Here is a 13955-nt window from a genome sequence, read left to right on the forward strand (position 1 = left end):
AGGTTCCTTTAAATAAGCCAATTTAAGAGCATAAGGGTTTTATGATTGGTCACAAGTTTATATAATAAGCCTGCTAATATTATTACGTAAAAACTTATGTGTCAACGAAACTTGAGATGAGGAAAGGAAACATTAGATGAAAAATACGGGTTTGGCAATAGTGTTATGTAAACTTGGGGCGAATTAAAGGGACACCGGAGGTAGTGTCCCTTGCACTTTTCAAGCACCTGAATCAGAGTATCCGTTTGCCAAGCGCCGAAGCCACCAACTCTATGCCCATTTCAACGGTGGCATCCTCTTGCAAAGTAGTGCCACCCTGCGCGAGATTGTGCCTATCTTCAAGATAACCCAAGCGCGGGTTGATTTCTACCAAATCCATAGAGACTAATGCGCCCGTTTCCGCCAACGCCTCACAGATATAGTGTGCCTCACGGTAATTCAAGCCACCACGCGCTTTAGTGCCGGTATTGGGGGCAATATAAGGGTCAAGCGCGTCTATATCGAGGCTAAGATGGATTGGGCGATTGCCGTCTGGGTTTATTGCGTGCAGCGCCATTTCCATCACCCTACCGATACCGTAACGATCAACCTCCATCATAGTAAAAACCTTGATGCCGGATTCACGTAGCAAAACCCGCTCTTCTGGGTCAATCGAACGCACCCCGATAAGAGTCACATGGTCGGGCTTGAGCAATTGCGTTAGCCAATCAAAACCGGGCATTGAACCGGGATTAATTTTGCCCATTAAAGCGGCAAGCGGCATGCCATGTAAGTGACCGCTAGGCGAGCTTTCGGGAGTGTTGAAATCGCCATGAGCATCCACCCACACTACCGACACATCCGGGCGCGTCTTAACCACGCCACTAATCGAACCCATTGCAATGCTGTGATCACCGCCAAGCGTAAGGCAGAATTTACCCTCACTGGCAACCCTAGCCACTCTTTCAGAAAGAAGGTGACAAGCAGTTCCCACTTCATGGGCGTATTTTACTTTGCCCAAAGTCACCTGACCAATATCAGATTCTCGGTGATGGGGCAGGTCAAAAGGCAAATCACCCGCATCGTTAACTTGCCAGCCTAGCTCTAGAATCGCTTGTGCTAACCCCACATCGCGTAAAGCTGTAGGGGCATCTTCTACCCCCGCCAAGTCCTGTCCCAACGCCAGTGGCGCACCCACCACCGCTACCGTTCTTGGATCGCTCAAATATTTCATAGTTGCCTCTTTACTCCACAATGAGTTGTTTTTATTCTCCCCGTTGAGAATATTTTATGACAGTTCGGCAAGTATTTGTTCAAGCCCTTCTGGATTTGCTTCGAGTTCCGCAAAACCTATCAGGCGATTGAAATATTGCTGACCCTCCTGACCTTTGTAAGCACGCGCCGCGCTCAACGCTTCGGGCAAGCGTCCCTGTAACCAAAGCGCAAAGGCGCTGTATAAATCAAGCTGTGGGGCTGCTCCTTCAGTTTTACCAAGACCCTGCACCGCTTGCAAGATAACATCGGGGCGGTTCATGATAATACCTTGCCACAACAATATCTTGTAGGCTTGTTCGAGGCTTGGATCAAGCTCAACGGTACGCAGCAGCGCACTGAGCGCAGATTCCTTCGCCCCTTTCAAGCGATAGCGCAACACCATGTAAAGCCCGGAGCGCGCCGCGACCTTTTTCAGTTCCGGCATCGTTACGTTGGTAGATAGCACACTCTCATATAGCGAAGCAGCACGATCATACTGCCCGGCTTGTTCGAGTACAAAACCCTGTAACCAACGCAGGATTCCCCGAATTTCTGCCTCTCCGCTACCCTTGCCACCCTGCCGCAACCCCAAATTTTCCTGCTTGAACCAACGCCCCCGCTCTGTAGTAGTCAAACTCTCCAATACCTCAAGCGCCTTGAGTTTTTCCTCAAAAACAGAACGGGGCGAAGTAATAGTGTAATTTTCAGCCAGAAGTACGCGCAAACATGGCAGTAACTCTCGCCCTTCAGTATAGAATGAGTAGGAAATACTCAACGCTAAGTCATAGAAACGTTGCGCCAGTGACGGGTTATAAGCTAAAGCCATTAGGGCGCGCGGAAGAGCAAAGAGCCAACCTACCGCTTCATCCAGCAACCAACGATAATAAGCCATATCTAGCACCAATTCGCCCCATTTAGAGTCACGGGCGCGAGTGGAAAGGCTGCCATTATCATCAGACTGATTTACCAATTGGTGTTCGTGAGCGGTTAGCCGCACCATTATAGCGTTGCGGGCTGACTCAATCACGCCTTCCTGAACCGGACGACTGAACCTTTGCTTTTCCACCATCAACCATCTCTGCAACGCAGCTTTTAGTGCAGGATGGAGCGGTTTCCAAAGGCTATTACTGTTCGCGCTGCTATCCCAAAGCCAAAGATATTCGCTATCCAATTGCGTTAATGTCTCAGGGGTAATCGGAAACCCGGCGGCTTCTGCTCTTGAGGCAAAATCCTCGACAAAATCAGGATGGAAATGGCGCAGGAGTGCAAGCGCAAACAAAGCGGATTTCTGAGATGCAGTAATTAGCCCGCTTTCCTCCACAAAATAAAGGAAAATGCCTTCCAACGAATTGGTAGGAGTTCTAGCTGCTGCTGCTTCCAAATTTACCAACGAGATGCCTTTAGACTGAAGATCAGCCACCAAGCGTAGCGCCAGCGGTAGCCCTTGAGCCAGTTTATAGAGCCGCAACACCTCGTCAGAGTTTGGTTTTGCTAATTTGCGTTGTTCAAGATAGGCATCGAAACCTTCCTGCGAAAGCGCAGAGAGACTGAGACGTTCGACAGTAACATTAGAAGGCAAATTAGAAACCCATGTCGGCTCAGTTTCTACCACCAACGCCCAGAAAAGCTCGCCATTGCCGATTATTTGCGCTAACAAACGGGCTGAGTCGAATTCGTGGTAATTATCCAACAGAATATTCCGTCCTTTAGCAGCGAGCATTTTACCAAGCGCCCCCGCCATCGTTTCGGCAGGACGTAGATAAAGCATCCATTCTTCCTCGCTAAGGTGGGGCTTTAATTTACTACTCACAAAAGCACGCAACTGATTCAAATTATTGGCATTCAGTTGCAGCAAATGCTCAAGCCCGGTTTTGACAAACAACGCCGCATCTTCCGATAGCCCGAACATATCATAGGAATTGTAAAGCTTGCGTATTAGATAATGCAGAGCTTCCGGGGGAATAGCCTGAACCGCCCGTAAACGTGGCTCAAATGGGTCTGAGGCAGTCAGATCGGGCAAGGTTAGCTCGACCTGTGCCAATTCCACTTTAATTTCAACCTCACGCGCCTGTGCGGTTATACGTGTATATTCGGTGCGATCAATCTCATCCAACAAAGCCTCAATATTATTGACACTACTGCCAAAATAACGAGAATCGCCGAAGTAACCGGCGGCGCGTGCTTCATTTAACAAAGCGCTCTTGCCGCTGCCACTTTCGCCCAGAATTAACAACAAGCGAGGCTGCCCTTGCGCACCAGCAATTCGGCGTATAATTTCCAATTCTGCATCACGTTCAATCAGATTTGACATTTTTTCACACTTTCTTAAACTATAGTGTGTGGATTCTAACCTAATATCGAAATCCATTCAACATGGAAGCCTTAATTTGTATTAAAACAATAACAAGTAAGGCGCAATCCTTATTTTATTTGATAAAGGAGCCAATTATGCCTAAAGTCGTAATCAATGATGAAGAGTTCGAAGGCGCAGAAGGTGATCTTCTACTGGATATAGCGCGACGCAACGGGTCGCATATAGGTTTTATGTGCAATGGCAACGGAGCATGCTCAACCTGTGAATGCCGAGTTATCTCCGGAGCAGAGAACCTTTCCCCTCTCAGCGAGGCGGAAAAAGCGTGGTTAACCCCCGGTAGGTTGGAAATGGGTATGCGGTTGGGTTGCCAAGTGGGACTTGATAACAACAATCCGAATGCCAGCGTGGTGGTTTTAACGCGCGTTGAGGAATTGCGCCGTCTTTTCTTCAAATTCTTACGGGGTACACCCGAAGGAGAAACTGTACTGGAAGGTAATTTAATCAGCTTTTCTATTCGGGTTACCCTCGACCATGTTGTGATGGGACCAACAGGGTTGCTTAATTCGGTCAATCGTCTCGGAATCTTCAAAACCCTTGTACCATGGGGAAGCGATTTCAATGTCTGGCTCAATGATGGGCTGAAGGTGTTCAGACGAATGACAGGGCGAACTACAAGCTATACTGATGCAATCGATGTGATAGAAATCGAAGAAGCCGAAGAGATTAAAAAAGATTAGCTTATCCCATTGGCTGCCCCTCCCAAGGGGCAGTTTTTTTTGAGGAAGTTAGTGTATAGTTGAGCTTGCGCCTGCACATCCCAATACAAATTATGCTATACTAAGCCCGTTATTTTTGCAAGGTTGGATCCGCTCGTAAAATAAAGCCTCAAATAAAAGTGGGAACGAAATCACAAGGAGCATTCTCTGAATGAAAAAAGTCGCAATATTCGGTGGCATAGCGGTAGTCGCATTAATTGCAGCTCTTGTCGCGGTGTTAATTTGGGTTGATACCGATTTTCTGCGAAAACTCTCCTATGTATCATTAAGTATGATGTCGGTATTTGCATGCGGCTTACTAATCGCCGTTACCGCGCTTGTAGCAATACTAGCCGCCCTGATACAGGTGCTTAACAACCTCACCCGCGAGAAAGTTAGCCCGCTAATCGATAAAGTCAACGAAGCCGCCGATACGGCGCGGGGTACAGCTGTTTATGTAGGTGAGGGAATAGTTTCTCCAATGGTACGCCTCGCGTCCTTGCTGGCAGCAGTGCGTGGAGCAGTTTCCGCCCTCTTCACCAAGAGGAGCTAATTATATGCGTCCTTACCGTGTATATAAAGCCAAAAAAAACAACAATTTCACACAAGGTTTCTGGCTAGGTCTGGTATCTGGAGCGTTGGGGGCATTAATTGTGCTGGGACGAAATAGAAATTAATAATTTCCGACGAGAAGGCGTAAACATACGCTATCGCTTCTTTAAGGGGGACGACTCTGCCGACCCCCTTGTTTTTGTGCATGGCTGGGCTGGTAGCCAAGATGATTGGATGTCCCTTTTTGAAGACAATTGTCAGCGAGGCATAACCTGCCTTGCCTATGATGCGCCCGGTTTCGGGATTTCACAATTCGATAGCAAAGCAGAATCACAACGCGCCGATTTTAGCATTGAACGCTACATGGGAGATTTACTGGCGCTGCTAGATCATTTAAAGTTGCAACGGATACGGCTAGTAGGACATAGCTGGGGTGGAGTGGTAGCAATGCGTTTTGCAGCACGCTATCCCGATCGAGTCAGCGGGCTGGTAGTGATCGGTGGAGCATACTACGACCCTCACAACTGGATTCACCTGATCTTCAAGTGGATTAGCTGGGTAATGGTTTGGCTGATTATAGCGGTAAAACCCCTTTTGCGCCGATACAAACGTGCCAGAAAATTTGCAGTACGTCGTTACACTTATCGCCCTTTAGCCGAACACGAAGCTGAAGTGGTGATGAACGATGTAATATGTAGCGATAACCGAACGCTTGAGAAAACTCTTTGGAGCGGTTACACCGTGAAATTCAAAGAAGTCTGTCCGGCAATCACTTCCCCTACCCTATATGTGTCAGGGAAATACGATCAGGTAGCGCCTCCAATGTTTGTAAAACCCTTCGTGGATATGACTCCCGGCTCACACTACGCGGAACTGGCAAAATGTGGGCATTTCCCCATGCAGGAAGTTCCCGAACTCCTCATTGAAACTCTCAATAGTTTCTGGGAAAAAACAAGTTAGGCTTAAGCTGATACGGAGTATATGCCTGACAGAATCAAATCACAGGGAATAACATTGGTATTCCCTGTGATTTTTAATTTAACTTCTTATTTAAGAACGGTAGGCGGTGTCTGTGCGGGGACATTAGCCGGAGCAGCGGAAGTGGGTGGAGTTCCCGCTTCATTAGCCGAGCGCGGCGCACCTTCTGGGCGAACGGGCTTCTCCGATTTGGCTGCCCTAGCCATAATCATGGTAAGGGATTTTCCTTCCATCCGAGGCGACTGATCCAGAGTAGAAATGTCTTTTAACATTTCAATAAGCTGTTCCAGCAAACCCTGACCGATATCGGTATGCGCTAATTCACGACCTCTGAAACGTACCGTAATCTTAACCTTATCGCCATCTTCAAGGAAGCCACGCGCCAAACGAGCTTTCACTTTAAGGTCATGCTCTGCTATTTTAGGCTCAAGCCTGATCTCTTTTACAGTAATAACTTTCTGGGTTTTGCGGGCATCGCGCTCTTTTTTGGTCTGTTCGTATCGATATTTACCATAATCGAGTAGACGGCATACAGGAGGTTGAGCGTTAGGGGCAACTTCTACCAGATCGAAATTTCGCTGTCGTGCCATGCTTAGTGCGTCACGGGTACGCATAATGCCGGCTTGCTCTCCATTCTCATCAATAACGCGAACTTCAGGTACGCGGATACGTTCGTTCACGCGAAGATTTTTGCTAATAGTAAAACTCCTTTCGGCAAATTTTTTGCTGATAGTTAACAGTATTGGCATAACGGTTAATCAATCTGATAATTTACCGTTTAGTGCCGGAGTAACTTCTCTACTACGAGTTGGTACTCTGCATAACTTTTAACTTCAAAAGATATGATCTAAAACCAAGATACCCTTCCGGGGACCAGAGCGATAGCTGAGGTTAGGAGAGGGTAAACTAGTAAACAAGTTGTTCAAGTCAAAAAAAGAATAAACTTGCTGGTGTTTTAAGCCCGCAGGTTTACACAACATTAATAATAACACGCATATTTCACTACGTCAACGTCATAATGTAGCGCGTTACGAGAAAAGGTAACACCGACGAAAACCAAACAGGATGAACCATTTGCCGGTTCATCCTGAAAAGCTACCTGTAATTTATTTGAAAGAAACAGCAAGTAATTTTTGAAGGTTACTATAATTCTACTCAATCAGCATTAATTATTGAAACCAAAAGGCATCTGCTTTTCTTCCAAAAGTCGGATTTTCTCTCTAAAAGAATTGAGCGATTGATAATCGCCACTGGCAATAAATTTTTGTGCCACTTTCTCAATGATTTGCGCGTTCCAGCGTTTTAGACCTTCCCATGCCAACGCAGGGTTATCCCCAAACTCCGCATAAATGTTAACTACCAGAAAAGTAAGATATTCTTTCCAGTTGAAGCTCACCCCAAAGGCAATTTCAGTATCAAGTTCGGAACAATGCTGCCGAGCAAGCCATTTATCGCCATGGTATTGTTGGTTGAACGCCGCATATATTTTTTCGAATTTTGTACGATTAAGTACACGTATTCCTTCTGCATAAGGAACGGGTATTGACTCTTTCACCGCTTTCCCCTACTTGTGTTATATCCCCTTCTAGCAATTAGCAGTCCCTCAACTATTCGTTATGAGAAGAATGATTTTTTGAGTCCAGGATTTCTTTTAACGCAATTTGGAAATCCTCTGCTGTTAATAACAATTTAATATGGGTGTTGTCAACTTCAGTGCCGTTTTCCCTAGCCGCTTTTTCGGCAATTACACGCAAATCTACAGCACGCCGTACTGCGTTCAGCGAAGCGCGGTTGCATAGAGCTTCAATTTCTGCACCAACCAACCCTTCGGTAAGCAATACCAGATTCTCTACTAGATGGGAATCGGACAGCGGTTTGCGGGCGGTGTGTACCTGCAATATTTTGCGGCGGGAAGGCGCATCTGGCAACCCAATCGTTAGCTTGACATCGAAACGCCCCGGTCGTAGCAAAGCAGGGTCGAGCATTTCAGGACGATTGGTTGCCGCAATCATAATCAAACCGGCAGCCCGTTCAATACCATCTATTTCGGTGAGTAACTGCGCTACTACGCGGTCGGCAACGCTATCATTAACCCGCGCCCCTCGTACCGGTGCAACTGCATCGATCTCGTCAAAAAAGATTATACAAGGCGCAGCGTGTCTGGCTTTCTTGAAAATTTCGCGAACGGCTTTTTCGCTTTCCCCGACCCATTTGCTTAATAGCTCTGGACCTTTTATCGAGATGAAATTGACTTCACTCTCGGTTGCCAACGCCTGCGCCAGTAATGTTTTACCACAACCGGGAGGCCCGGATAGCAATATACCGTGTGGCGGTTTGGTATCGGCTTCTGCAAAATATTCCGGGTACATCAGCGGCCACTCCACCGCTTCCCGTAGCGCCTGCTTTATGTCTTCCAACCCACCGACTCTATCCCATGTCACATCTGGAACTTCAGTGTAAACCTCACGAATAGCAGATGGTTCGATTTCCTTTAAGGCACTGAGAAAATCTTCCATCGACACGCTCAGATTGACGAACTGTTCGTAGGGTATAGCGGTTTCCATGTCGGGAATGACTCGCCGTACCGCACTCAACCCCGCTTCTCGGCAAAGAGCAGCAAGGTCTGCCCCTACAAACCCATGCGTGAGTGATGCCAAACGCCCAATGTTAACTTCAGAGGTAAGCGGCATACTGCGAGTATATATTTCAAGAATTTCTTGGCGACCGGGTCTGTCCGGTACTCCAATGACAATTTCACGGTCAAAGCGACCGGGACGGCGCAAAGCTGGGTCGAGGTTGTTGGGAAGGTTGGTAGCGCCGATTACCATCACATGCCCGCGCCCCTGTAGCCCGTCCATTAGGGATAGCAACTGTCCGACTACGCGCTTTTCTACCTCACCCTGCACATTTTCCCGGCGCGGCGCTAACGAATCAATTTCATCAAGGAAGATGATACTGGGAGCATGCGAGGTTGCTTCCTGAAAGACCTTACGCAGGTTGGCTTCGCTTTCCCCATAAAATTTCTGAATCAGTTCCGGTCCGCTGACGCTTATAAAGTGCGCTGATGTTTCGTTGGCAACCGCGCGCGCAATCAAGGTTTTGCCGCTACCGGGAGGCCCATATAGCAAAACCCCTCTGGGTGGTTCAATGCCCAAACGGTCGAATACTTCAGGATATTTGAGGGGAAGCTCAATCATTTCCCGGATATGCGATAGCTGTTTTGACAAGCCGCCAATATCTTCGTAGGTTACGCCTGAACCAGAACGCCGCAACGGGCGAGTGCGTGTTTCGTCGCGAGTTGTGCTAAATTTTAGAGCAGTGGCAGGTCCAATCACCAGTGCGCCGCTTTTTGGAACCGTTTCTTGCACTACAAATTCCTGAAAGCGACTACCTAGAAAATTAACCCGCAGCAAATCGCCGGACTTTACTACAATCCCTTCCAGCGTATGCTTCATATAAAGCTGCCCTTGCACATTCTGATTGTTTGCATCGGGCGAGGATGAATCAGGCAGGGGAGTTAATATCAAGGTTTTAGCAGGTGTAGCGCTGGTTTTGCGAATAGTAACCCTACCATCCAGCGTTGCGCCGCAGTTAGCTCTAACCAGCCCATCAATTAAGATCAGATTCTTGCCTCGATCTGCCGCAAAAGCGGGCAAAACCTTAGCAGCAGTGGTACGAGTTCCTCGTACTTCAATAACATCACCGATAGCTAGGTCAAGTTTTTTCATCTCATCGGGGTCTACTCTGGCAATAGTACGACCCGTATCTCTTGAGGCTGCTTCGGCTACGCGCAAACTTAGTGTGTCAACTTGGTCGGAAGTCTCGTTCATTTTAGCCACCCGAAATTTAGCAAAACCCGGTTAAAACCGTATTTTGATATTACAACAGTTATAGGCTATAGGGTTCAGACTCGCTTTAATCTGAGCTCAAGCAATCCGTTTTGATATTTCTGACTAACAGGTTCAGCTTTTACCATAGCCGGAAGCATAACCTCTTTTTCATAGAGGCAATCCGTGTTTTCACCTTGCACTATCAAAATATCATCATGAATTTCAAAGTAAACTTTTTCTTCCGCCACACCCGGTAATTCCACAATTACTACAATCTGACCCTCTGCTGTCTCGTCATGTATTTCTATATACGGCTCTCGGACGGTAGCAACGGGAGTAAGGTTGGCATTATTTGGATTTGGGCGCTGCCCTGCTTTATCCTTAGCGGGAATTGTATATCCGGGCGTAGCAGCAGGACGAGCAGGCGGACGGCTGGCAAAACCAGGCGGGCGACTGGCGAAAGGTCTAGCTGCGCCGGGGTTATCTTCCAACGTGGAATTATTGAAGCCCCACTTTACCACAAAGCCCTTGCTATTGAATTCGGATTTTAATTCGCCACCACTTTCATTTCCACTGGCTTCGGCTTCTTTGGCTTTTCTGGATAGTTCCTCTGCTTTTTCAACAACTTCACTAAGACGTTCGGCAATTTCACCAAGCCCCTTGAAAAAGCCACCCATATTTATATTGCCACCTGCTGAGCTACCGGAGGAACGACGTGAATTGCGAGAGACGCGCGGTGATTCGGTTTCAGAATCATTAGAATCTGGATCAAAAGAACTAAATTTATCGGTATTTTTATTTTCTGACATAAGCTACTTCCTTATCTCTTCTATGCTCACACCAATTATTCCGCCGGCACCACTTCTTCTTTTTCGGACAATTGTTTAGGTGTAATTGCATTTGCACTAAGGAAAGGATCTTGTTGCCACCAATTAATGCCCATTTCCATTGCTTTATCTACAGAGGCTATCACCAAGCGAATTTTTATGCTAACCAATTCGACTTGAGCCAAAGCAATTGTGATATCACCCGCTATTACGATTCCTTTATCAAGTACTCTTTCGAGAATATCTGCCAAGTTAGTTGTTTGAATGCCACTTTGAACTGCCATAGGAGTATCTCCGATCTAAAGTAAGTTGCCCAGCGGGCCCAGGTTCAGGTTCAATTCTTCATCCTGTAAACCGAATATTTCTTTCAATTCTTTCATGCGTGCTTCGAGCCGGATAAAGGTGTCACCCATTCGCTCGATTTCAGCATCGGTCAAGGAACCGCCCTCTACTCGTCTGACTGCTTGCCGTTCCAATAACTGGCGCAATAGTTCAATTAAAGTCAGTACCAGTTTGGCTAGCCCTTGTTCCACATCATTTGGTGACGCATCTATCCGCGCGATTTTATCGTTTTTTAGATGGTCGTTGACGGTTTGTTGCAATTCTTCTGCCAACGATTCGATCAACAATTCATTATTCATTAATATTATCCTCAGACGAAGTCATAAGGCGGGAAAGGCCCGGTGACAACGACGGGTATTTCACAACTTCCAATTATATCCTTAAAATCAGCAAGTCTCTCTTGCGGTAAAAGGAAAGATGCTTCTGCGAAAGTAGCCCCGGGTGTAGGGGTATAATATTGGTAATCCACCGCCAGCTTCGAAAGCTTTTTCACCGCTGCATCGATCAACACTAATTGCTGATCTTCATGCGCCTGCCGTTGAGATAGCCATTTCATATAATCCAGCCCACGATTTTGCCCGGAAACGAAGGCATGTTCCGCCTCCTTCTTGTTTTGCATGGCAAACCTGATGCTCATCTGCAACTTGTTACCGATTTTTACAAGACTGCTTTTGTAATCGGCGACGTTTTCAAGTAACACCTTGCCTATTGCTTCCGGTCCTTCAAAAACCGAACCGGCTCGTACCGGCAGGATTGCATTATTGCCGTTATCCCACCATACGTTAATAGCCATCTGATAACGGCGCAATCGCCCAATATCGGTCAGGTCGAAATCAGGAGTAATAACTTCTACCAAAGCCATCAGGTCACCTGCTGCAACACCCCCGAAACCACTTGGAAGCGCCGGGTTTTGGCTTGTTTTCATTCTGATAGCCCTGATCTCAAGCTTCATACAATTCGACCGTTTTTCATACGTACTGCCCCAACGCTGACCGCCTTTTCGGCAGTAGAAACCATTAACCGCAAACCGATGTAAAGTAAATCTACACCTGCAATAGATAAGGTTAGGTCACCACTTAATATTACGCCTTTGGTCAAGAGCTTATCGAGCAGTTCCAGTAAGGTTACTTCTTCTTTGGGATCAGGTGGTTGATTTTCGTCCACCAAAGGCAGCCCCAGAACCTCCTCCGCCAACCAAAAATCAAATGGGGATGATATTTGAGGATCCATTACATAGCCTCTTCGCCCAGATTGATAAAGGAGTAGGGGGGCAAAGGACCAATCGCCTCCACCAGACCGCCTCCCAGCGCTTCCCGATCGAGTCGTTCTGCCATCAGCTTTAATTCTTCGAGACGATCACGACCAAGCAACAAGGATAAATTAATCAAAGGCAGGAAACCTTTTACACCTACAGCAGGTAAAGAAAGAGTTTTCATCTGTTCTGGGCTTAAACTAAAAACATTCTTCAAAGTGCCTGCTAGGCGTTGCCCCAGTTGTGGAGCCAATTTCTTCTTTGCTTCTGCCATAGCCAATTCATATTTCTTGGCAGAGAAAAAGCTTTTTCCGCCACTCTGGTTAGTTTGGGCGTAGAGAGTTTGCAAATTCTTGTCATTACGAAGGGCAAAAGTATCCAGCCATTCTTCTTTGGCCCAGATTTTTAAACCAAATTCTGCTTTACCTTCTAATCGTTGGAATTCTGACTGGAAATCCTTGAAGCGAGCCGTCAATAAATCTTGTACAGCTTGTGGTGAAGAAAAAACGGTGAACAGGCGGAAGGGCAAGAAATTTTTGGACTCTTGGAAAATCTTATCGCATGTGGCAAAGTGGATTGTCGCAATTTCGCCAACCCAATCCATATCCTCCATACGCTCGGAAACCACATCCTGTCCAAATTCATCCAAGCTAACTTCACAACCAACTGCGCTTATACCATCTTGCTCAAAAACTATTTCTAGAGGGGCATCCCCAAACCCAACCAATTTGGGGCATGCGGTACCGAGCATTAGTCCGAACACATAACGGGCTGTATCAGTTGTTGTGAATGAACTGGCCGGTGTCATATTCTTCGTCCTCTTCCTCTTCTTCGTCGGTTTCACCGAACCAAAGAGAGTTAATAAGGTCCAGTTGTTCCATAATCTGTTGCTCTTGAGCCTCATAGCCGGCTTGATCTACTTCACCCAAATCATAGCGCATCTGGAGATCAAGAAGTTTTTGCTGCCAGACAGTCTCATCGTAGAGTTCGCGATCTACCGACTTTCTTATCTGCTCAAGTACAAACATTACTCCTTTGTAGGGGCTACTTGCAATTCCGGTTATGAGTCCCATCTTTTGATACTCCTATAGTCCAAGATTAAAATGTACAAAATTATACGGCGGAAGTGGGCCTGCGTACTTGAGAGTCAACCTTCCTCCCAGTTCGTCATCCAGAGCATTTACAGCCTCATCAAAGGCAGTTTCTTTTTCGTTATCTACTAGGAAAGAGGCATTCAACACCAGCATATCAAGCGTAATTGCATTGAGTTTTACCTCTCTAGCCAACGGTTCCAAACGCGCTAGAATCAGTTGAGCGTCTCTTTCTCGCAAATCATTCAGCGCACGTTCAACCGTTTGTCCTAGCTCAATTTTATCCTGTTGCGATTCGCCAAGCCGCGCTCTAATACTTTGAATTTCTGGCAAAGCAGCAAGTTCGGCGAAAATACGCTCACGTTGCCAGAGCGCTTTTATACCAACCTCAACATGCTGCTTAAAACTTTCAAGAAGCTCAGCCAGTTCTGTTTCGCGATTAGTTAGCAACGTCTCGACCAATTCCTTTTCAGAATTGGCAACTGTCCCAAATTTAACCGGCAGAACGGGACCCTTAACCGTATTCATTACATGCTCAACCACTTTTTCGTGAGAAAGCAAGTTGGTACGATTTATACTATAGCGGGTGATGGGAGAATCACTTGTTACGGCTGCTACACGCCCGACTATAATCGAATACACTCTGGTGACACCTTGCGAGTTAGGAACAGGTACACCGGCTATTTCTAACTCAGGAATAGCGTTATCGGACAAGGTAAAGCAATAGAGATAGCGACCTTTATAGCCCGATTTTGTTTTTTTTACCCCTTCGTCAGACACT

Annotated in this window: 16 protein-coding genes; 3 read left to right on the forward strand and 13 right to left on the reverse strand. The window is 46.7% G+C overall.

What is annotated here, in order from left to right; genetic code table 11:
* Nucleotides 1-232: 232 nt before the first annotated feature.
* Together rocF and OZ401_RS16805 are read right to left on the reverse strand one after the other, a co-directional pair.
* On the reverse strand, nt 233-1213 hold the full coding sequence (rocF, locus tag OZ401_RS16800; RefSeq protein ID WP_341471599.1) for an arginase: 981 nt from the start codon (nt 1211-1213) through the stop codon (nt 233-235).
* 54 nt (nt 1214-1267) lie between these two features.
* Nucleotides 1268-3544 carry an ATP-binding protein gene (locus tag OZ401_RS16805; protein ID WP_341471600.1) on the reverse strand — a complete coding sequence of 759 codons (2277 nt, stop codon included), beginning with the start codon at nt 3542-3544 and terminating at the stop codon, nt 1268-1270.
* 137 nt (nt 3545-3681) lie between these two features.
* On the opposite strand from OZ401_RS16805, the gene OZ401_RS16810 reads away from it, so the two are divergent.
* The 3 genes from OZ401_RS16810 to OZ401_RS16820 all read left to right on the forward strand — a co-directional run bounded on the left by OZ401_RS16810 (nt 3682) and on the right by OZ401_RS16820 (nt 5814).
* Nucleotides 3682-4284 carry a 2Fe-2S iron-sulfur cluster-binding protein gene (locus tag OZ401_RS16810; RefSeq protein WP_341471601.1) on the forward strand — a complete coding sequence of 201 codons (603 nt, stop codon included), beginning with the start codon at nt 3682-3684 and terminating at the stop codon, nt 4282-4284.
* 190 nt (nt 4285-4474) lie between these two features.
* Entirely contained in the window at nt 4475-4855 is a 381-nt protein-coding gene (locus OZ401_RS16815) for a hypothetical protein (protein WP_341471602.1), read from the forward strand.
* A 98-nt stretch (nt 4856-4953) separates the two neighbouring features.
* The gene (locus tag OZ401_RS16820) at nt 4954-5814 is read left to right on the forward strand and encodes an alpha/beta fold hydrolase (RefSeq protein WP_341471603.1); all 861 of its coding nucleotides are present in this window, start codon (nt 4954-4956) and stop codon (nt 5812-5814) included.
* Nucleotides 5815-5900: 86 nt separating this feature from the next.
* Here the strand turns inward: OZ401_RS16820 and infC are convergent, their stop codons facing one another.
* The 11 genes from infC to OZ401_RS16875 form a co-directional block, all read right to left on the reverse strand.
* Complete coding sequence (gene infC / locus OZ401_RS16825) at nt 5901-6581, reverse strand: translation initiation factor IF-3 (RefSeq protein WP_341471604.1); 681 nt, start codon at nt 6579-6581, stop codon at nt 5901-5903.
* A gap of 416 nt (nt 6582-6997) precedes the next feature.
* The gene (locus OZ401_RS16830) at nt 6998-7387 is read right to left on the reverse strand and encodes a hypothetical protein (RefSeq protein ID WP_341471605.1); all 390 of its coding nucleotides are present in this window, start codon (nt 7385-7387) and stop codon (nt 6998-7000) included.
* 52 nt (nt 7388-7439) lie between these two features.
* Nucleotides 7440-9662 carry a CDC48 family AAA ATPase gene (locus OZ401_RS16835; RefSeq protein WP_341471606.1) on the reverse strand — a complete coding sequence of 741 codons (2223 nt, stop codon included), beginning with the start codon at nt 9660-9662 and terminating at the stop codon, nt 7440-7442.
* Nucleotides 9663-9736: 74 nt separating this feature from the next.
* Nucleotides 9737-10471 (reverse strand): Hsp20/alpha crystallin family protein, encoded by a 735-nt coding sequence (locus tag OZ401_RS16840; protein WP_341471607.1) that lies wholly within the window; start codon nt 10469-10471, stop codon nt 9737-9739.
* A gap of 35 nt (nt 10472-10506) precedes the next feature.
* A complete protein-coding gene (locus OZ401_RS16845; protein ID WP_341471608.1) occupies nt 10507-10773 on the reverse strand; it encodes a gas vesicle protein in 267 nt (88 codons plus the stop codon).
* 15 nt (nt 10774-10788) lie between these two features.
* Nucleotides 10789-11130: a gas vesicle protein K gene (locus OZ401_RS16850; protein WP_341471609.1), complete on the reverse strand. Its 342-nt coding sequence runs from the start codon at nt 11128-11130 to the stop codon at nt 10789-10791.
* A gap of 11 nt (nt 11131-11141) precedes the next feature.
* Entirely contained in the window at nt 11142-11756 is a 615-nt protein-coding gene (locus OZ401_RS16855; RefSeq protein WP_341471610.1) for a GvpL/GvpF family gas vesicle protein, read from the reverse strand.
* Nucleotides 11757-11779: 23 nt separating this feature from the next.
* Entirely contained in the window at nt 11780-12061 is a 282-nt protein-coding gene (gene gvpJ / locus OZ401_RS16860) for a gas vesicle protein GvpJ (protein ID WP_341471611.1), read from the reverse strand.
* Entirely contained in the window at nt 12061-12891 is an 831-nt protein-coding gene (locus tag OZ401_RS16865; RefSeq protein ID WP_341471612.1) for a GvpL/GvpF family gas vesicle protein, read from the reverse strand. The genes gvpJ and OZ401_RS16865 overlap by 1 nt, the downstream gene beginning before the upstream one ends.
* Nucleotides 12860-13156 (reverse strand): gas vesicle protein GvpG, encoded by a 297-nt coding sequence (locus OZ401_RS16870; RefSeq protein ID WP_341471613.1) that lies wholly within the window; start codon nt 13154-13156, stop codon nt 12860-12862. The genes OZ401_RS16865 and OZ401_RS16870 overlap by 32 nt, the downstream gene beginning before the upstream one ends.
* Nucleotides 13157-13168: 12 nt before the next feature.
* On the reverse strand, nt 13169-13954 hold the full coding sequence (locus OZ401_RS16875; RefSeq protein ID WP_341471614.1) for a GvpL/GvpF family gas vesicle protein: 786 nt from the start codon (nt 13952-13954) through the stop codon (nt 13169-13171).
* Nucleotide 13955 lies beyond the last annotated feature (1 nt).

Origin of the sequence: Candidatus Chlorohelix allophototropha (genome assembly GCF_030389965.1) — a bacterium.
Taxonomy (GTDB): Bacteria; Chloroflexota; Chloroflexia; order Chloroheliales; family Chloroheliaceae; genus Chlorohelix; species Chlorohelix allophototropha.